14 protein-coding genes are annotated in these 19,712 nt (G+C 67.0%); 2 read left to right on the top strand and 12 right to left on the bottom strand.

Annotated elements, in window-relative coordinates:
* Positions 1-153: 153 nt before the first annotated feature.
* From SB764_RS22255 to SB764_RS22225, 7 genes are all read right to left on the bottom strand, one after another.
* Positions 154-1,692: an efflux transporter outer membrane subunit gene (locus tag SB764_RS22255; RefSeq protein WP_183717448.1), complete on the bottom strand. Its 1,539-nt coding sequence runs from the start codon at positions 1,690-1,692 to the stop codon at positions 154-156.
* Positions 1,685-2,944 (bottom strand): efflux RND transporter periplasmic adaptor subunit, encoded by a 1,260-nt coding sequence (locus tag SB764_RS22250; RefSeq protein WP_074987477.1) that lies wholly within the window; start codon positions 2,942-2,944, stop codon positions 1,685-1,687. Before SB764_RS22250 ends, SB764_RS22255 begins: the two co-directional genes overlap by 8 nt.
* Entirely contained in the window at positions 2,934-6,197 is a 3,264-nt protein-coding gene (locus SB764_RS22245; protein WP_065059893.1) for an efflux RND transporter permease subunit, read from the bottom strand. Before SB764_RS22245 ends, SB764_RS22250 begins: the two co-directional genes overlap by 11 nt.
* Positions 6,198-6,420: 223 nt before the next feature.
* Positions 6,421-7,095, bottom strand: a complete 675-nt coding sequence (locus SB764_RS22240; RefSeq protein ID WP_065059892.1) for a response regulator transcription factor — start codon at positions 7,093-7,095, stop codon at positions 6,421-6,423.
* Positions 7,096-7,325: 230 nt separating this feature from the next.
* Positions 7,326-8,273, bottom strand: coding sequence for a LysR family transcriptional regulator (locus SB764_RS22235; protein WP_080180663.1), 948 nt, complete (start codon positions 8,271-8,273; stop codon positions 7,326-7,328).
* A gap of 220 nt (positions 8,274-8,493) precedes the next feature.
* The gene (locus SB764_RS22230) at positions 8,494-8,883 is read right to left on the bottom strand and encodes a hypothetical protein (protein WP_410864902.1); all 390 of its coding nucleotides are present in this window, start codon (positions 8,881-8,883) and stop codon (positions 8,494-8,496) included.
* Positions 8,884-9,186: 303 nt separating this feature from the next.
* Positions 9,187-10,095 carry a transporter gene (locus SB764_RS22225; protein WP_410864929.1) on the bottom strand — a complete coding sequence of 303 codons (909 nt, stop codon included), beginning with the start codon at positions 10,093-10,095 and terminating at the stop codon, positions 9,187-9,189.
* Positions 10,096-10,595: 500 nt separating this feature from the next.
* On the opposite strand from SB764_RS22225, the gene SB764_RS22220 reads away from it, so the two are divergent.
* The gene (locus SB764_RS22220; RefSeq protein WP_410864900.1) at positions 10,596-11,711 is read left to right on the top strand and encodes an HPP family protein; all 1,116 of its coding nucleotides are present in this window, start codon (positions 10,596-10,598) and stop codon (positions 11,709-11,711) included.
* An 81-nt stretch (positions 11,712-11,792) separates the two neighbouring features.
* Here the strand turns inward: SB764_RS22220 and SB764_RS22215 are convergent, their stop codons facing one another.
* From SB764_RS22215 to SB764_RS22195, 5 genes are all read right to left on the bottom strand, one after another.
* Positions 11,793-14,303, bottom strand: coding sequence for a TonB-dependent siderophore receptor (locus tag SB764_RS22215; protein WP_321905943.1), 2,511 nt, complete (start codon positions 14,301-14,303; stop codon positions 11,793-11,795).
* A 205-nt stretch (positions 14,304-14,508) separates the two neighbouring features.
* Positions 14,509-15,702: a FecR domain-containing protein gene (locus tag SB764_RS22210; protein ID WP_234774978.1), complete on the bottom strand. Its 1,194-nt coding sequence runs from the start codon at positions 15,700-15,702 to the stop codon at positions 14,509-14,511.
* The gene (locus SB764_RS22205) at positions 15,699-16,214 is read right to left on the bottom strand and encodes a sigma-70 family RNA polymerase sigma factor (RefSeq protein WP_410864897.1); all 516 of its coding nucleotides are present in this window, start codon (positions 16,212-16,214) and stop codon (positions 15,699-15,701) included. The genes SB764_RS22210 and SB764_RS22205 overlap by 4 nt, the downstream gene beginning before the upstream one ends.
* A 231-nt stretch (positions 16,215-16,445) precedes the next feature.
* On the bottom strand, positions 16,446-17,441 hold the full coding sequence (locus tag SB764_RS22200; protein ID WP_410864895.1) for an alpha/beta fold hydrolase: 996 nt from the start codon (positions 17,439-17,441) through the stop codon (positions 16,446-16,448).
* A gap of 165 nt (positions 17,442-17,606) precedes the next feature.
* A complete protein-coding gene (locus tag SB764_RS22195; RefSeq protein WP_410864893.1) occupies positions 17,607-18,638 on the bottom strand; it encodes an alpha/beta fold hydrolase in 1,032 nt (343 codons plus the stop codon).
* Positions 18,639-18,731: 93 nt separating this feature from the next.
* Here SB764_RS22195 and SB764_RS22190 point away from each other — a divergent pair, with 93 nt between their 5' ends.
* Positions 18,732-19,640: a LysR substrate-binding domain-containing protein gene (locus SB764_RS22190; RefSeq protein WP_410864891.1), complete on the top strand. Its 909-nt coding sequence runs from the start codon at positions 18,732-18,734 to the stop codon at positions 19,638-19,640.
* Positions 19,641-19,712: the final 72 nt, after the last annotated feature.

The following is a 19,712-nucleotide window of genomic DNA, read 5'->3' as shown; positions in this document are numbered from 1 at the left end:
CATGACCGTGCGATGACATTGCCGACCGACGGCCGCGCGGCCGCCCACGAAAAAGCGGCGCACGCGGCGCGCCCACTCTGTGTGGCGTGCCGCGTGCGCCGCTTGGGGCGCTGCGTCGATGAACCGACGCAGTGATGAACCGATGAAGGCGCGTTACGACGCCTTCGCGGGCGCGGCGGCGCTCGCTTCGGTTTTCGTCGCTGCGGGTGCTATCGCGGTAGCGGCCTTCGTAGGCGCAGAAGCCGCCGCCGTATCGCCATCGAGCTGCTTCGTGCTCCAGCCGCCGCCGATCGCCTGGATCAAACCGACCGTGGCGTCGAGCCGCCGCGTGTCGAGTTCGAGCGACGAAATCTGCGTCGAGAGCGCGGTGGTCTGCGCCGTCACCACGTCGAGATAGCTCACCACGCCGTCACGATAGCGCGACATCGACAGCGTGAGCGTGCGCTGCGCCGCGTCGAGCGCCTCGTTCTCGCGCTGCGCCTCGTCGCCGAGGTGATGGAGCAGGGCGAGGTTGTCCTCGACCTGCTGGAACGCGTTGAGCACGACCGACTTGTAGTCCGCGCCGCTCTCCGCAAGCTTCGCGCGCGCGCCGCGCACGAGCGCTTCGCGGCGGCCGCCGTCGAAGATCGTTTCCATCAGCGACGGGCCGATCGCCCACATCTCGTTGGGCGCCGACAGCCACGGATTGAACGTGTCGCTCTGATAGCCGCCGAGCAGATCGAGCGAGATGTCGGGGAAGAACGCGGCCTTGGCCACGCCGATCTCCGCATTCGCCGCGGCCACGCGACGCTCCGCGGCGGCGATGTCCGGACGCCGTTGCAGCAGCGCCGAAGGCAGCCCGGCGGGCAGGTTCGGCAGGCGCGGACGCAGCGTGTCGGGCGCGACGTTGAACTCCGAAGCCGGCACGCCCACGAGCGTGGCGATCGCGTGCTCGTAAAGCGCGCGGCGCGCGCTCACGTCGTCGGACGAAGCCTGCGCGGCGGCGAGCTGGTTCTGCGCGCGCGACACGTCGAGGTCCGAGGCGATGCCGCCGCGATGACGGCTCTCGGTCAGCTTCAACGCGCGCTGGTAGGCGGCGATCGTGTCGTCGAGCAGCCGCGACTGCTGATCGAGTCCGAGCAGGTCGAACCACGTCGTCGCGAGCTTCGCCTGCAGGCTCAGTTGCAGCGACGCAAGATCGGCTTCGCTCGCCTCGCTGTTCGCCTGACCCGCCTTCACCTCGTTGCGCACCTTGCCCCACAAGTCGAGGTCGTAGCCGATGCTCACGCCGAGCGTGTTGGTCTCGTACACGTTCGGCTGGTCGGAGCCGCGCAGCGGACGCAGCGCCGACTGCCGGTCGCGCTGCACCTGTGCGCCGAGCCCGACGGTCGGCATCAGCGCCGAGCGGGCCTCGGACGTGAGCGCATCGGCCTCGTCGTGACGCGCGAGCGCGGCGGCGATGTTCGGATTGGCCTTCTGGACCTGCGGTTCGAGCTGATCGAGGATCGGATCGTTGAACGCCTTCCACCAGCCGTCGCGCGGCATCTGGTCGGCGGGCTGCGCCGTCTGCCAGTCGCCGGCTTCCTTGAAGTGCGTGGGAATCGCGGCGGCCGGCGCGTGATACGTGGGTGCGAACGAGCACGCGCTCAGCAGCATCGCGCCCGCAAGCGCGACGAGCCGCACTTTGGTGTGCAAACCGGACGCCTTAACCATGCGCCGGCTCCGCCGTCTGCGCGGTTTGCGTGGCCTGGGTCGCGGGGGTGTTCGCGGACGCATTCGCCGCACTCGCCGCCCCCGGCGCGTTCGTCGCCGCCGTGGCCGCGAGGCGCACGACGTCGCCGTTCGCGAGCGAATCGGGCGGATTGTCGATCACGCGCTCGCCCGCCTTGAGACCGGCGATGATCTGCACGCGCGTGCCGAGATCGGTGCCGATGGTCACGTCGCGCAGCTGCACCTTGTGATCGGCGCCGGCCACCGCGACCTGCATGCCCTGCGCGCGGAAGATCAGCGCGCTCGCGGGCACGAACAGCGCGTTCGCGTCGCCGTGCATCGCGAGATGGACTTCGGTGTACTCGCCGGGGAACAGCAGGCCCTGCTTGTTGTCGACGGCGAGCTGCACGAGCATCGTGCCGGAAGCGGGCGAGATCGACTGGTCGGTGTCCACGAGCTTGGCGTCGAACTTCATGCCGGGGCGCTCGGGCACCGTGAGCGTCGCGTGCATGCCGGGCTGGATCGACGCCGCGTCGCTCTGCGGCACGCTCACGTAGACGCGCAGCGTGCTCGCGTCCGAGACCGTGAAGAGTTCGGGACCGCTGCCGCTGCCCGCGTCGATCAGCGCGCCCACGTCGGTCTTGCGCGCGGTGACCACGCCGTCGAACGGCGCCGTCAAACGCTTGAACGATTCGAGCGCTTCCAGACGGCGCACGTTCGCCTGATTCGCTTCCACGGTCGCCTGCTTGGCGATCAGGTCCGAGGTCTTTTCATCGGCTTCCTGCTGCGAGACCGAATCCTGCTTGAGCATTTCGGTCCAGCGCTTCGCCGTGGTGGCCGCGAGCTTTTCGTTCGCGATCGAGTTCTGCAGATCGGCGCGCGCCTGCTGCAATTGCTGGTCGAGATCGGGCGTGTCGATCACGCCGAGCAGTTGCCCGGCCTTCACGTGCGTGCCGATATCGGCGTACCAGGCGTGCAGATAACCCGAGACGCGCGCGTAGATCGGCGCGTTGATGTAGGCCGCCAGATGGCCGGGCAGCACCAGCATCTGCGAAGCGGGGCTCGGTTCCGGCAGCACGGTGGCGACCGTGGGCACGGCCTGCGCGTCGGTCCAGGAGGTGAGTTCCTGATGCGCGTGCACGCGGCTGAACAGACCGCCGGAGACGATCCCGGCGGCGACCAGCAGCGCCACGGCGGCGACGGTTTTCAGATGGCGCAGCGGTTGCGGCGAGGCGATGTCGACTTCAGTGGACATGGGATTCTCCCTCGAGGGCAAGGTGTTCCGAATGGTGGGATGCGTCGGCGATGTCGTTGTCGTCATCGCGCTTGTCGTTGCGGTGCACGAGGCTGAACACCACGGGCACGAAGAGCAGCGTCGCGCAGGTCGCGCAGATCAGGCCGCCGATCACGGCGCGGCCGAGCGGGGCGTTCTGTTCGCCGCCGTCGCCGAGACCGAGCGCCATCGGCGCCATGCCGATGATCATCGCGAGCGCGGTCATCAGCACGGGGCGAAAGCGCGTGAAGCCCGCTTCGAGCGCGGCGCGCATGGCGTCGCCCGTGACGGCGAGGCGTTCGCGGGCGAACGACACCACCAGAATCGCGTTCGCGGTCGCCACGCCCATGCAGAGAATCGCGCCCGTGAGCGCCGGCACGGACAGCGGCGTGTGCGTGGTGAACAGCATCCAGACGATGCCCGCGAGCGCGGCGGGCAGCGCGCAGACGATCACGAACGCGTCGGCCCATGAATGGAAGTTCACGACGATCAGCAGATAGATCAGCAGCACCGCGCCCGCGAGACCGAGCAGCAGGCCCGCGAACGCGCTGTTCATGGTCTGCACCTGGCCGCGCATCGTCACGGTCGAGCCCTTGGGCACGTCCTTCACGGTGGCCTTGATCTCCTTCTGGATCTGCGCGGACACCGCGCCCAGATCGGCGCCCTGCGTGGTTGCGTAGATGTCGAACAGCGGCTCGATGTTGTAGTGCGAGACCACGGCGTCGGCGGTGCCGCGTGTGATCGTGGCGATGCCGCCGAGAATCTGCGAACCGCCGCCCTTGCTCGTGACCGGCAGATTCTGCAGATCCGAAAGCGTGGTCATGCGGTACTGCGGCGTCTGCGCGACGATCGGATACGACACGCCGTTCTTCGGATTGAGCCAGTAGGTCGGCGACACCTGGCTCGTGCCCGAGAGGCTCGCGACCACCGAATTCGTCACGTCCTGTTCGGTGATGCCGAGTTCGTCCGCGCGCGAACGGTCAACGGCCACGGTGAGCTGCGGATAGGTCGACGCCTGCTGGATGCGCGGATCGGCGATGCCCGGAATTTTGCTCACGCGGCGCAGCAGTTCGTTCGCGTAGTGCCGGTTCGCCGTCATGTTCGGGCCGCTGACCTGCACGTCGATCGGCGCGGGCGCACCGAAGTTCAGGATCTGGCTCACGATGTCGGCGGGCAGGAACGAGAACGACGTGCCCGGGAACAGGCGCGGCAACTGCGTGCGCAGCGCCTTCACGTATTGCGCGGTGGGCGCGTGGTCCTTCGACAGCGAAATCATGATGTCGCCGTCCTGCGGCCCGATCGTGCCGCTGTTGTTATACGTGAGGTTGATACCGCTGTTCGGCAGGCCGATGTTGTCGATGATGCTCGTGAGCTGGTCGGCGGGAATCGCCTCGCGCACGGTGTCTTCGATGTGATCGAACAGGTCGGCGGTTTCTTCGACGCGCGTGCCGATCGGCGCGCGCACGTGAATTTCGATTTCACCCGAATCGATGTTCGGGAAGAAGTTGCGGCCGAGGAAGGGCACCAGCGCGAACGACAGCATCACGATCGCGAGAAAGCCGACGATAAACGGCTTGCGATGCGTGAGCGCGAGACCGAGCACGCCGCGATAACCGGCGCGCACGCGTTCGAAACGGCGCTCGAAACCGCGCTGGAAACGCACGAGCGGATTGCGCGACGGCGCGACGTGATCGTGCGCGCCATGCGGCGCCATCACGGCGGCGAGTTCGCCCGACGCATGGCCTTGCGACGCATGCGGCTTGAGCAGATAGCGCGCCATCATCGGCACGAAGGTGCGCGAGAGCACGAACGAGGCGATCATCGCGAAGATCACCGACTCGGCCATCGGCACGAACAGGTAGCGCGCGATGCCGTCGAGCAGCAGCATCGGCACGAACACGATGCAGATACACAGCAGCGAAACCAGCGCGGGCATGACGATCTGCGCGGCGCCGTCGAGAATCGCGCTGCGCACGTCCTTGCCTTGTTCCAGGTGCCAGTTGATGTTCTCGATCGTCACGGTCGCATCGTCGACGAGAATACCCACCGCGAGCGCGAGGCCGCCGAGCGTCATCACGTTGAGCGTTTCGCCGCAGGCCGCGAGACCCGCGATGGCCGCGAGCACGGCGAGCGGAATCGAGGCCGCGATGATCAGCGTCGAGCGCCAGCTGCCGAGGAACAGCAGGATCATGGCCGAGGTGAGCGCGGCGGCGATGATGCCTTCGCGCGCCACGCCGCTCACGGCGCCCTTCACGAACACTGATTGATCCGAGAGCGGCACGAGCTTGAGACTCGGCGGCAGCGACTGTTCGATCAGCGGCAGCTTCGCCTTCACGCCCGCGATGATGTCGAGCGTGGACGCCGAGCCGTTCTTGAGGATCGACATCAGCACCGCGCGGTGGCCGTCCACGCGCACGATATTGCCTTGCGGCGGATAGCCGTCGCGCACGTGCGCCACGTCGCGCATGTAGATCACGGCGCCGTCCACGGTCTTGATCGGCAGATTGTTGATCGCGTCGATCGTGAGCGGACTGTTGTTCAGGCGCACGTTGTACTCGAACTGACCGATCTTCTGCGTGCCCGCCGGAATGATCTGGTTCTGCTGCGCGAGCGCGTTCGCCACGTCCTGCGCGGAGAGCTTGCGTGCCTGCAGCGCCTGCGGATTCAGGTCGATCTGCACTTCGCGCGTCTTGCCGCCGTACGGCGTGGGAATCGCCACGCCGGGCACGGAGAGCAGTTGCGGGCGGATGAAGTTGGTCGCGTAGTCGCCGAGCTGCTGCTCGTTGAGCGTGTTGCTCGTGAGCGCGAGTTGCAGCACCGGCACGGTGGACGCGTTGTAGTTCAGGATCTGCGGCGGCGTGGTGCCGGGCGGCATCTGCTTCAACACGGTCTGCGACACCGAGGTCACCTGCGCGGTGGCCGTGCGCACGTCCACGGTCGGCTGGAAGAAGATCTTCACGATGCCGTAGCCGCGGAACGACTGCGATTCGATGTGCGCGACGTCGTTGACGGTCGTGCCGAGCGTGCGCTCGTAGTAAGTGACGATACGGCCCGACATGTCGTCGGGTTGCAGACCGGCGTAGTTCCACACCACGCTGATCACGGGAATGCGGATATCCGGAAAGATATCGGTTGGCGTGCGTAACGCAGCGAGCGGGCCAGCGATCAGGATCAGCAGGGCCAGCACGATGAACGTGTACGGTCGGTTCAAGGCCAGCCGGACGATTTTCAGCATCAGAAGGGGCTCCGTTCAGAACATCGGCGTCGGATCCCTCGTGGCGAAAGCGGGCAAGGCTTGCCCTCCTCGGGGGAGTCCGACGCCGGTATTGTGGCGGGCGGGTTGTAACGTCCGGCAACCAGACAAATGAAACAAGTTTTAGTTATCGGCCGGTTTTTTTAAAAAAAAGGACTACGAAACGCTAAAAGGAAAATAGCCGTATGCCATGCGATCGAAAACGTCAACCGAGCAGATAACCCGAGCCGCGGATCGTGCGGATGAGCGAGGGCTCGCCGGGCGTATCGACGCGATTGCGCAGGCGGCCCACGTGCACGTCGACGAGATTGGTGCCCGGATCGAAGCGGCCGCCCCACACGCCTTCGAAGATCATCGTGCGCGTGAGCACCTGGCCCGCGTGACGCATCATGAATTCGAGCACACGCAGCTCGGTCGGACGCAGACGCAGGACCTTGTCGCGACAGGTGAGCTTGCGCTTGACGAGATCGAGTTCGAGCGGCCCGACGCGCAGCACGGTTTCGGTCGTGGTGGGACGCGTGCGGCGGCGCACGAGCGCCTCGACGCGCGCCGACATTTCATCGATCGAAAAGGGCCGCGTGAGGTAGTCGTCGCAGCCGGCGCGCAGGCCCTGGATGCGTTCTTCCACGCTGGTCGTGGAGCTCATGACGAGCACGGGCGTTTCGATGCCCACGCCGCGCATGGTGGTGACGATGGTGAGGCCGTCGAGATCGGGCAGGCGCCGTTCGAGCGCGACCACGTCGTAGTCGCCGGCCATCACCATCGCGATGCCCTCGCGCCCGGAGCGGGCGACATCGACGGTGAAGCCGGTGGAGGCGAGCGTGGGGACGACGCTCGCCTCGGTGGCGGCGTCGTCTTCGATGGTGAGGATTCTGGGCATGGCTTTCCAGGCGTCGTGGCAGGGGAAACGGAGTCGGGGAGTCGCGCGCCGGGCCGCGCGCGCAATCGGAACGCACGGGGCGGACGCGCGAAAGCGGCACGAATGCGAGGGCAAACGTGGGCGCAAACGTGGGTGCAAACGCAGACGAAAACGCAGGCGAAAACGCAGCCGCACGCGGGCCGTTCGCAAATACAGATGCAACAGCAAGCCGCGTTGCCGCGCGCCGCGCGTCAGGCTACGGCGCGCAGTGCGAGCGGCGGGGCGTGCAGGTTGCCGGCGGCGTGACCGTGCTGGGAGCGGAACTGCTCGACCGCGAAGTCGATGAAGCTGCGCACCTTCATCGTCAGATAATTGCGGCCCGAATAGACGATCGAGACGTGCTGCATGCCGCCGTTCACGTCGAAGGCGTTGAGCACCGGCAGCAGCACGCCGCGCGCGATGTCGTCGGCGACGAGCGGCAGCGGCAGCAGCGCCACGCCCATATCGGCGAGCACGGCCGCGCGCACGGTCGCATAGCCGCTCGCCGTGAGCGGCCCGTTCGTGCTGACGCGCTGCACGCCGTCGGTGTCGGCGAACTCCCAGGAGCGCGGCGCATCGGAGACCGCGAGCAGATCGTGCTGCGCGAGATCGGTGGGCGCGCGCGGCACGCCGCGGCGTGACAGATAAGCGGGCGTGGCGACCACGATTTCCTTCACGGACGTGATCTTGCGGCTCACGAGCGACGCGTTCACCTGCTGGCGATCGGTCGCGAAGCAGACGTCGAAGCCGCCTTCGATCATGTCGATATGCGTGTCGTAAGCGGTCACGTCGAAATCGACGCGCGGGTTCACGTCGCGATACGCGCTCAGCAGCGTGGTCAGCGCGCCGCTGGCGAACACCGAAGGCGCGGCGATACGCAGCACGCCGCTCGGATCGCGCGTGGCGCGCACGAGTTCCGACTCGACTTCGTCGAGTTTGTCGATCACCGCACGGCAGCCGTCCAGATAGAGACGGCCCGCTTCGGTCAGCGAGAGACTGCGCGTGGAGCGGTTCAACAGGCGCATGTTCAGATGCGCTTCGAGCATGCCGACGCTGCGCGTGACGGCCGCGGCGGACATGCCGAGCTGCTTGCCCGCGAGGCTGAAGCTGCTCAGATCGACGACGCGCGTGAACACGCGCATGGCTTGTAGCTGGTTCATGTGACGAGTCCGTGCCGGTAAAGGCTCAAAACGAGGCTGCGCGAATGGGTCCGTAAAACATGCCCTGAAATGCAGGGACGAGCCGGCGCCGCGCAGGCGAACGCGCTTGCCCGGTCCGCGACGCGCGGCCCGGATTCACGGGATGTGGCGGAGTACAGTGACTGCGGCGGACTGCGTCGAACCGGGACGGTGCACGCCCGGCGGCGCGCCGTGCACGCACTCAGTTGGGCAGCGCGTGCATGGGCAGGTGCGACTCGCGCTGCGCGGCGGCTTCGTGCGCGCTCAGTGCGTCCTTGAGTCGATGCATGCTTTCGGTGGGAATCGCAAAACCCGCCCAGCCGAGGCCGGTGTGACGCAGGAACAGCACCGCGCCGTCGAACAGCGGATTGCGTTCCGTGTACCAGCACGGATCGATTTCGATCACATATTCATGCGAGCGCAAAGGCTGATCGGGCACGGCGGGGCGCATCGACGCGCGCAGCTTGCTGAGTTCCTCGATGAAGCCATCGACTTCGGCGGCGTCGAGCAGCGCGGTGTTGCCGTCGACTTTCACGCAGAGCGCCTGCTCGCCATATTCATTTACGAGTTCGACCGACATCGGCTTTTGCATGGTGCATTCCTCTCAGTCCTGAATCTGTAGAGGATTATCGGTTCCGGTACGGTTGCGGTGTTTTAAGTTGCCGCGCACCAAACATGAAAACTAATTTAGAAAGCATTAAGTTGCGCAGACTTTGCGAGCGGCGCGAACGTGACGACGGGCGGGCGCGCGACGTGAAAATCGCAGGCGCACGCGGCGTTGCATGACAGCCGTGTCATTTAACTTACCGGGTCAAGCTGCGGCTTATGCCCGACTCATGCGGCGGATGGACGCGCGTGCGCGAGACGGACGGTTTTCGTCCGTTCGATGAAGCCTTCAGAATGCGAGCGTGGCCGTGGCCATGAAGGTGGACGTACTCTTCAGACGATTGGTGCTCGCGATGCTCGGCACCCAGCGCAGGCTCGCCGAAAACGGCGCTTTGCCGCCGAGCTTGGTGTCGTACGTGATGATCGGGCCGAGCGAGAAGTCGTGGCCGCGAAAGCCATTCAGACGGTCGGCGAGCGGACCGGTGTCGTCGGCGAGCTGCTGGACCGTGCCCATCACGACACCCACGCCCACGCCGTTCGAAAAGCGCTTGAGCGCGAGCGCGTCGAGCGTGAAGAGCGTGCCGTTCTGATAATCGGTCGCGTGATTGCGCGTATAGAACTGCAGCCCGGCGACCACGTCGAATTCCAGACCGTATTCGGGCACGAGTTGCGTCCATGCGACCTGCGGCACGAAGGTCCAGTTGTTCAGGCTCGTGTTGGCGAGTGCGCTGGAATTGTACGAACCCGTGGGCGCCCAGAAGTTGAAACTCAGCGCGATATGCGAGTTTGCCGAGAAGCTGTAACCGGCTTCGATGGGCGTGAAGTAGAGGTCGTAGAAGTTCGACGCGGTTTGCGTGGTTGAATTCCCGAACCGGCCGACGCTCGCCGTTCCGGTCACTTCGGTCCACATATAGGGCACGGTGATGCCCGAGGCGAAACTCCAGCCGCCCAGGCTGCCCCAGCCGCGCAGGATCGAGGCGAGCGTGAAGTTGATCTTGGCGTCGATGCCGAGCGAGGCCTTGCCGTTGAGCGGCACCGTGCGCGAACCGGAGATCGAGCCGTCGAGATAAATGTCCTCGATATTGACGACATAGATGCCGGCCGGCGGCACCTCGCCCACGCCCGTGAGCACGCTGGTGCCGGCCACCGGCCGTCCGAGCGCGCTTTCCGTGGCGTGCCCGGTGGTGGCTCCGGCCAGCCCGAGTGCGACGACGGCGGCCTGACAGGCGGTGCGCCTGAAGGTGCGCTGGAATGTTTGCGTGGCACGGCGCTGCGTATTCCGCTGCGTATTCCGAGTAGGTTGCCTCCTGATCGTCACCGTCTAGCTCCTGTTGTTTTCCCTGTATTCGATGATCCGAACGCTGCACATGCTGACCAGACATTGCACACCAAGGCTAACATTCTTTGTCGGTATTTTTAGTTTGATGTGTGACGTTTCCTAACGTTAGTCAGTGTGGCGCGTCGTAGCGCGTAGCGGGCGCGCCGCGGGCGGGTACAATGCCTAGCCTCGCTCGTGGCTTAATAATCTGGAATCCGAATTAATTTCCGCGTGTCGAAACGTAAATGAAAGCTCGGGATTCATCGCGCGCATTTAAACATGCATTAACAATGAATTATATATCCGCTCAGAAAGTTCAATTGTTGGCAGGCCGGGCGAACGGGTAGGCTGAGTCCACGTCATCTTTACCGGATACCCGCATGTCGCGCACCGCGCTCCTCGCCTGGCTCAGGCGTTTCAGGCCGCACCCTGCCGCACCGTCGTGGCGCGAAGGCGTGCGGCGCGCGGCGGGCGCGCTGGTGGGCATCGCGGTTACGGGCGTCGCCACGCATCTGGTGTTCGGCGGCACGCGTGACATTCCGATGCTCGTCGCGCCGATGGGCGCGTCGGCGGTTCTGCTGTTCGGCGCCTCGGAAAGTCCGCTCGCGCAGCCGTGGTCGATACTCGGCGGCAACTTCGTCTCGGCGCTCGTGGGCGTGGCGTGCGCGCGCTGGATCGGCGTGCCGGTCGCGGCGGCGGCGGTCGCGGTGGCGCTCGCGATCTGCGCGATGTTCGTGTGCCGTTGCGTGCATCCGCCTTCGGGCGCGGTCGCGTTGACCGCCGTGCTCGGCGGCCCGCCGGTGCATGCGCTGGGCTTCGGCTTCGTGGCCACGCCGATCGCGTTTCAGTCGATGGCCTTGCTCGGCGCCGCGCTGTGCTTTCATGCGCTCACGGGCCACCGCTATCCGCGCGACGTGGTGGCTGCGCTGGCGTCGGCGCGGCAGGTGGCGCAACACGCAGCACAACAAGCAGCACAACAGGCAGCACAACAGGCAGCACAACAAGCCAAAACCTTCGACGCGCTAACCTGCGAAGACGTGATGACAGCCGCCGATCACGCCGTGCCCTTGACGATGGCGCGCCACGCCGCGTGGGAGCGTCTCCATCGGCATGGCGCGCATGCGTTGCCCGTGGTCGACGAGGCGCGTCGCGTGGTCGGTGTGGTGACGCATCGGGAACTGGCGGCGCGGCGGCCTGAGGGAGGGGGTAGGCTGGCGTTGGGGCTGGGTCTGGGACAAGCGTTATGGCGCGTCCTGCGCCGCCGCACGCTCGAGATGGAAGAGACGGTCGAGGCCGTCATGGCGGCGGGCGTGCACGCCGTGCATCGCGGCGCGCCGCTCGCGAGCCTCGTGCCGATTTTCGCGGATCACGCGTACTACGAAGTCCCCGTGCTCGACGACGCGCGGCGGCTCGTCGGCGTCGTCAGGCACTCGGACATGATCCGCTGGCTGCATCGTCACGCGGGCGCGGCCAGCCTGCTTGCGCAGGCCGGCTGAGCGCTCGCGCGGTTGGTGCGCTCGCGCATCGACCGCATCGACCGCATCGACCGCATCAATCGCATCAATCGCATCCACCGCTTACCAGCGGTAGTTCATTCCCGCGAACACCTGGCGGCCGTAGCCATACGCGCACCAGTTGCCGTAGTAGCACGAGGCCACGTAGGTCTTGTTCAACAGGTTTTGCGCGTTGACGTACAGCTCCGCGCCCTTCATGCGCGGGATCGCGTAGCCGAGGTCGTAACGCAGCGAGGCATCGACGAGGAAAAAGCTTCGGACTTCGAAGCTGTTATCGGTGCTATACGTCGCGCCCGTGTAGCGTCCGCCGCCGCCGAGCGACAGACCCGCGAGCGGGCCGCCGTGGATCGTGTAGTACGCCCACAGCGACGCCTGGTTCGACGGAATCGCGGCCAGATGCTTGCCTTGCAGCCCGCTGTTGTCCTTCGTGTAGACCGTGTTCAGATACGTATAGCTCGCCGACACGTCGAGCGACTTCGTCAGGCTCAGCTTCGCCTCGAGTTCCAGACCGCGCGAGCGCGCCTCGCCCGCTTCCGTTTGATAGTTCGGATTGGCGAGGTCGGTGGTCAGCAGGTTCTTGCGCGTGAGATCGAAGATCGCGGCCGTGAACAGCGCGTTGTAGCGCTTCGGCTGGAACTTGATGCCCAGTTCGTACTGGTGGCCGCGCTCGGGATCGAAGGCCTTGCCGTTGATGTCGGTGCCCGACTGCGGCGCGAACGACTCCGAATAGCTGAAGTACGGCGCGACGCCGTTGTCGAACAGATACGTGAGGCCGCCGCGCCACGTGAACGCGTGATTGTTCTGCCATTGCGGCGTGCCGTTGTCGGTGACGTCGCGCGTCGTGGTGTTGGCCCAGTCCTGGCGCACGCCGAGCGTCATCAGCACTTTCTTGTAGCGCAACTGGTCTTGCGCGTAGATGCCGTACTGATTGCTCGTGGCGTGCGTCTTCGTGAGCGCGGGCATGTCGATGTCCGCGCCGTAGACCGGATCGAACACGTTGATCGACGGCGCGCTGCCGTAGCCGGTCGCGTAGTTGGTGCCGAAGTGCTGATAGTCGAAGCCCGCGAGCACGGTGTGATCGACGGGGCCGGTCGAGAAGTTGCCTTCCGCCTGGTTGTCGATCGCGAACGAGTTGAGCTGTTCATACGAGGCGATCGACGCGCGGTCGAGCGTGTAGCCGTCGGCTTCGAGGCCGCTGCCGTAGACGCTGCGGTAGTCCTGGCTGATGTGGTAGTAGCGCGCGTTCGAGCGCACCTGCCACGTGTCGTTCAGGCGATGCTCGAATTTCAGGCCGAGCGCTTCCTGGGTGCGGCTGAAGCGTTCGAACGATTCCTCGCCGTCGTAGAAGTTGCGTGCGATGGTGCCGAGCGGATCGTAGATTGCCGTGCCGACCGAAGGCACGCTGCCATACGACGTGCTGGCCGGATCGCGTTGATAGAGCGCGTAGACGGTCAGCGACGTTTTATCGTCGGGACGCCACGTAAACGACGGCGCGACGGCGATGCGCTCGTTGCGCGTGCTTTCCACCTGACCGTCTTCCTGGCGCGCGATGGCCGTGAAGCGATAGAGGTAATGCTGGTCGCCGGCGATCGGCCCGGAGAAGTCGGCCTGCAATTGCTGATGGCGATAGTTGCCGAACTCCACGCCCAGTTCGTGCGTCGACGTGACGGTCGGCAGCTTGCTTTCCTGATTCAGCAGACCGCCCGCCTGCGCCTGGCCGTAGAGCACCGAGGTCGGTCCGCGCAGCACTTCGATGCGGTCCATCAGATACGGATCGACCTGCGGCGTCGAGTACATGCCGTTGCCGATCTGCTTGAGGCCGTTCCAGTACGTGTCGGCGCTGAAGCCGCGCACGTTGAGCATGTCGTAGCGCGTGGCCACGCTGCCGCGCGTTTCGGGCGTGACGCCCGCTTCGTAACGCACCGCCGCGTTGAGCGTCTGCGCGTTCTGCTGATTCATCTGGTCGCGCGTGACGACCGAGATCGATTGCGGCGTCTCGACGATCGGCGTGCCGGTCTTGGTGGCCGTCGAACTCCACTTCGCGACGAGGCCGTCGGTCGGGCCGTAGGCGTTGTCGGTCTGGCCCGCGACCGTCACGGCGGGCAGCGTGCTGGCGTCGTCGGCGGCGGCGGACTGGGCGCTGCGCGGGCGCACGAACCAGACGCCCGGCGTGCTCTGCGCGATTTCCAGATTCGAGCCGGCGAGCAGCGCGCTAAAGCCGCCGTGGACCGTGTAGTTGCCGCGCAGGCCGCGCGTGTTGAGTCCGTCGACGAGATGCGGATCGAGCTGCACGCTCACGCCCGCCTGCACGGCGAAATTGGAGAGCGCGGTGCCGAGCGGGCCTGCGGGAATGTCGTAGGCCTTCGCGGCGTCGGCCGTCGTGCTGGCGGCGGCAGCGCCAGGATCGGCGGCAGGGGCGGCGGCAGGGGTTGCAGCAAACGCGGCGGGCGCGGTAGCGAGGCCGCCCAGCACGAGGCCGAGCGGAATCGCGCGCAAGGCGAGCGTGTGAAGACGGCAGCGGGCGGCGTGGCGCGCAACGGCCTGGGCGGCGCGGCGGGGCCGGCGTTCGGACATGAAAACTCCTGATCGTTCGAATTGAATTGGGTGAGTCGATACGTGCTTGACACGCGAACGCCGGAAAGGGGACACGCGGAACATGCGCGCGACGATTTTTTTTCGATGGCGTGAGGCGCGCGAGCCAGGAGGCAAAAGAAGCGGTGCGAAGACGGCGAAAGAACGACGCGCCGTCAATGCGCGTCGGCAGGTCAGGCGCGGAGAATCAGGTCGTTTCGCGACGCGCGGCGCTGTCGCCCGCGGCGGGCATGGAGGCAGCAGCAGGCGCGGCGGCCACCGTCACCCAGTAGCGCGTGCGCCAGACCACCTGCACGGGCAGCGTCGAGGGCAACGCCGTGAGCAGGCTGTCGGTGTCGGCGAGCTGGAAGGCGCCCGAGATCCGCAGGTCCGCGACCGCCGGGTCGCAGCGCAGCAGGCCGCTGCGGTAGCGGCCGATTTCGGCGAGGAAGTCGGCGAGCCGTACGTGGTCCGCGAACAGCACGCCGTGGGTCCAGTCGGCGGCGTGCGGATCGGCGGGCGTGAGGGCGTCGATGGTGCGCGACGTGAAGCGCGTCTGCTCGCCCGCGTTGACCACGCGCACGAGATGCGGCGCGTCGGCGGGCGTGATCTCGACCGCGCCGTGCAGCACGGCGACGTGCGTGCCGTCGCCGTCGCCTGCGGTGGCCGCATCGCCGAGCTGGCGCACGACAAAGCGCGTGCCGAGCGCGCGGATCCGGCCGTCGTCCGTCTGCACGATGAACGGCCGGCCTTGCGCGGGCGTCGTGCCTGTGCGATCGGCGGCATGGTTGGTCGCACCGTCGGGCGCGGTCTCGACGAAGATTTCGCCCGCGTCGAGCCGCACGCGGCGTTCGTGCGCGTCGAAGGCCACGTCGAGCGCGGTGGCCGTGTTCATGTCGACGCGCGAACCGTCGTCGAGCACGAGAGTGCGGCGCTCGCCGGTGGCCGTGCGCGCGTCGGCGGTCCAGACGCGCCACGGCGTCGCGCGCCACGCGAGATACGCGCTCGGACCGGCGGCCAGCAGCACGGTCAGCGCCTTGAGCGCCGAGCGGCGCGCGCCGTTCGCGACGCGCTCGCCACCTTCGCGGCGCTCGGCGCGCGCGAGCGCGGGCATGCCGAGGTTCGCGGGCACGGCGCGGAATTTCGCGTTCAGGCGTTCGGCGCGGCGCCAGGCGCGCGCGTGTTCGGGATCGGCGGCGCGCCAGCGCGAGCAGGCGGCGATGTCCTCGGCCGTCGGGTTGTCGGCGAGCCGCACGAGCCATTGCGCGGCCGCGCGCGCGACGGCGCGTTCGAGCGGACGCGCGTCGTCGTCGAAGGAATCGAACGCGTTGAGGGACTCGGGCTGGGCGTGCGCGGCGCTGTCGCTGCCCGCGTCGGCATGCGTGATGTACGGCGGCTTCACAGCGTCATCAGCAAGCAGGCTTCGAACGCGCTCGCCATATAGCGCTTCACCGTGCGCACGTTGACGTCGAGCTTCTCGGCGATTTCCGCGTAGGTCAGCCCTTCGAGCTGCGCGAGCAGAAACGCGGTGCGCGCGCGCGGCGCGAGGCCGTCGAGCATCACATCGACTTCGTGCAGCGTTTCGAGGATCAGATAGCGGTCTTCGGGCGAGGGCGCCTGCGGCTCTGGCAGACAGGCGAGGGCGTCGAGAAACGCCTGTTCGAGTGACAGCCGCCGGTAGTGATTGAGCAGCACGCGGCGCGCGACCGTGGTGAGGTAGGCGCGCGGCTCGCGCAGTTCGAGCGCGCCAAGCCGCTCGTGCGCGCCGAGAATGCGCAAGAATGTGTCCTGCGCGAGGTCCGCCGCTTCGAAGGCGTTGCCGAGCTTGCGGCGCAGCCAGCCATGCAGCCAGCCGTGATGGTCACGGTAGAGCGCATGCACTTCCCGCTGCACGTCGAGTTGGACGGCGGACATCGAACTTCCCCTTTTCACCCCGCGCGGCAGGCCGGCGCATCAGCCGATGGATCGGCTCAGTCATGTTACTGAATAAGAATTATTTTCATTTATAACCTGACGGGCGGATTTGCGCAACGCATAACCGCCGTCGCGTGGGGCGCACGCGACGGCGGTTTTTTTTCGGGTTTCCCGCGGATTTTTTCTGCTAATGCACGACCCGGCACGACCCGGCCGCGACCCGCGCGCGCCTTAACCGAACTCGCGCTGCACGGCCTCGCTGCGCAGAAAATCGACCAGCAGCGCGTTGACGTCGGCGGGACGTTCCTGCTGGATCCAGTGGCCCGCCTCGGGCAGCAGCACCTTGCGCGAGAGGCGCGGCACGTTGGTTTCGAGCGCTTCGTAGGCCTTCGCCGTCATGCGGATCACGCCGTCCTGCTCGCCCGCGACGAACAGCGTCGGCTGCTGGATGCGCGCGCCGTCGAGGAAAGGCGTGAGTGCCCAGTTGCGATCGAGATTGCGATACCAGTCGACGGTGCCGCGAAAGCCGCTCTTGCGGTATTGCGCGGCGAACACGTCGAGATCGGCGTCGCTGAGCCAGGGCGGCAGCGTGTCGGGATACGCGAGGCTGTCGACGAAACGCGCGCTTTTCGGGAACGCCATGAAGCCGATGCGCGCGTGCTCCGGATGACGCCGGCTCTCGCCGCCCGCCGTGTAGTAGACGCCGAGCAGCGCGCGGCGCACGTCTTCTTCGAGTTCGCGCTCGACGCGTCCGGGCGTCTGGAAATACTCCTGGTAGAAGTGATGCTCCTGCGTGTTGCTGGCGAAGTGCACGGCCGGGCGCACGCGCGAGCGCGGCAGATACGGCACGCTGCACAGCGCGAGCGCGCGGAACAGGTCGGGCCGCAGCAGCGCCGCGTGGGCCGCGACGATCGACCCCCAGTCGTGGCCGACGATCGTCGCCTGGCGAACGCCCAGCGCGTTGACGAGCCCGACGAGATCGCCGGTCAGATGGAGGATGTCGTAGGCGGCGGTGTCGAGCGGCGCCTCGGTGTCGCCGTATCCGCGCTGATCGGGGGCGACGACGCGATAGCCCGCCGCCGCCAGCGCCTCGATCTGATGCCGCCACGCGTACCAGGACTCGGGCCAGCCGTGACAGAGCAGCACGAGCGGACCTTCGCCGTGCTCGACGTAATGCATGCGGATGCCGTTGGTATACGCGTAACGATGCTGGAAGTCTGCGCTCATGAGGTCCTCGAATGGTCCACGCGCGTCGGGGCGACCGAAGCAGTCTGGCGAAGGCGCGATGGCGTTTTGATGACGCTGCGATTCAATCCGTCGCGGCCGGACGGTTCGTGCACGATAGCAGAATCGGTGGAAAAAAGAACGACCGGTCGAATTTCGCCGATGACGTCAGCGCCACGGGCGCGCATCGGCGAGGGCGTCGGCGCTTGCGCAGTTTGCTTCGGCCTCGGCTTCGGCTTCACCGTCGAAGCCGCCCGACACGATCGTGCCGGGCGTAGCCGCGCTCAGGCGCCCGTCGCGCAGCCAGTCGCGCGCGATCGGCCAGAGCGTCGCGTCGAAACGCGCATTGAAAAACGCGAAATGGCCGATGCGCGCCGCGCCGATCTGCGCGGGCGCGAGCCGCAGATGCGTCGCGCGGCTGTGCGTGAAATAGCGCAGCAGGCGTTCGACGGCGGCAATCGTGCCGAACGGATCGTCGGTGACGCTGAGTGCGAGCGTGGTCGCGCGCAGTCCGGCGAAGCGCGCGACCAGCGCGGCGCGTTGCTCCGGCGTGCGGGCGAGGGGCGCGCGCGCGTAGGTATCCTCGAAACGCGCGCGGCTGCGGCTCCACGCGAGCGCGACGCCGCGCGGCGTGTCTTCCATCCAGCCAAGCCGCGCCGCCGGAACATAGCCGCACAGATGCGCGAGCACGGGCATCGCGACGTGCCACTTCATCAGCATCGCGAGGCGGCTGCGCAGCGCGTAATCGCGCCAGTGGGCGTACTGCGCGCCCATCGTGAAGACGCGGCGCACGTGCCGGTTCGACGGCGCGAGCCCGAGCACGAAGCCGCCGATGCTGTGCGCGACCACGTCGATCGGCTGGCCCGGAAACGCCACGCGCGCGTAGCGCAGCGCGGCTTCGCAGTCCCGTTCGCCCCAGTCGAGCCAGCTGGCGTCGAGCGCGGCGAGGTCGGGCGGACGCGATTCACCGATACCGCGATAGTCGTAGAGCAGCACGTCGCAGCCGTGCCGGCACAACCAGGCGGCGAAGCGGAAGTAGTAGCGGCAGCGCACCGACGTGGCGGGATTGACGACCACAACGGGACGCGTGCTCGCCTCACTCGATGGACGACCGCGCCAGACATAAGCGCCGAGGCGGTAACCGTCGGCGGCGATCAGCGCGATGCGCTCGGGCGGCGGGTCGTAGTCGTCGATATTCATGGCGTTTCAGGAGCGATTCGGGAACCGACATTGCACTTGACCCCGCCGCGCGCATCAATCAATCTTCTCGCACCGTTCGCATGAGGATCACGCATGCCAGTGCCGCTCGTCAAACTGCCGTCGCTCGACTTCATCCGCGGTTTCGTGGCGGTCGGCCGGCGCATGAGCATCACGCTCGCCGCCGAGGATCTGTGTCTCACGCAGTCGGCGGTGAGCCGCCAGATCAACGCGCTCGAAGACCTGCTGGGCGTGCGTCTCTTTCATCGCGGCTATCGTTCGATCGCGTTCACGCCCGAGGGCGAGCGCCTGTTTCGCACGGCCGAAAGCGCGGTCGCGCAGTTGCAGGACGTGATGGGCGCGCTGATGGCGCCGCGCGCGCGCCAGCCGGTCACGATCACCGCGAGTCTGGGCGTGGCGGGCCTGTGGCTGCTGCCGCGTCTCGGCAGTCTGCAGGCGCGGCATCCGCAGATCGACGTGCGCGTCGCGGCCTCCGACAAAGTGCTCGACCTGCGCGCCGAAGGCATCGACCTTGCCTTGCGCTATGCGGGCGCGAGCGCGGCCTTGCCCGACGCGACGCGGCTCTACGAGGAATACGTGATGCCGGTCGCGCATCCGTCGCTGGGCGTCGCGGCGCTCGACGCGGCCACGCTCGCACAGCATGCGCTGCTCGAATTCGACGGCCCGCGCCGTCCGTTGCTGCGCTGGGCCGATCATCTCGGCGAACTCGGCCTCGACGCGGCGCAGCCGCGCGGCGTGCTGCGCTTCAACACATACGATCAGGTGATCCAGGCCGCGCTGGCGGGACGCGGCATCGCGCTCGGACGCCAGGCGCTGGTCGAGCCGATGCTGGCCGACGGACGGCTCGTCGCCATCGGCGCGGCGTGGCCCACGCGTCCGACCGGCTACGCCTACTGGCTCTGCCGCGCCGACGCAGCGCCGCGCGACCACGTGCGCGCCGTTATCGACTGGATACTCGATGAGGCGCGGCCCGGCGTCGTCTGAACGGCTTTCGCATGCGTTTCATACATGCGAATCGCGCTAAAAACTGGCTTGAACGCCGCCCCGTTCGCGCGC

Origin of the sequence: Paraburkholderia sp. SIMBA_027 (assembly GCF_046535315.1) — a bacterium.
GTDB classification, from domain to species: Bacteria; Pseudomonadota; Gammaproteobacteria; order Burkholderiales; family Burkholderiaceae; genus Paraburkholderia; species Paraburkholderia tropica.
Note: the sequence above shows the minus strand (reverse complement) of the source record. Positions and strands in the feature narration are given on the sequence as shown.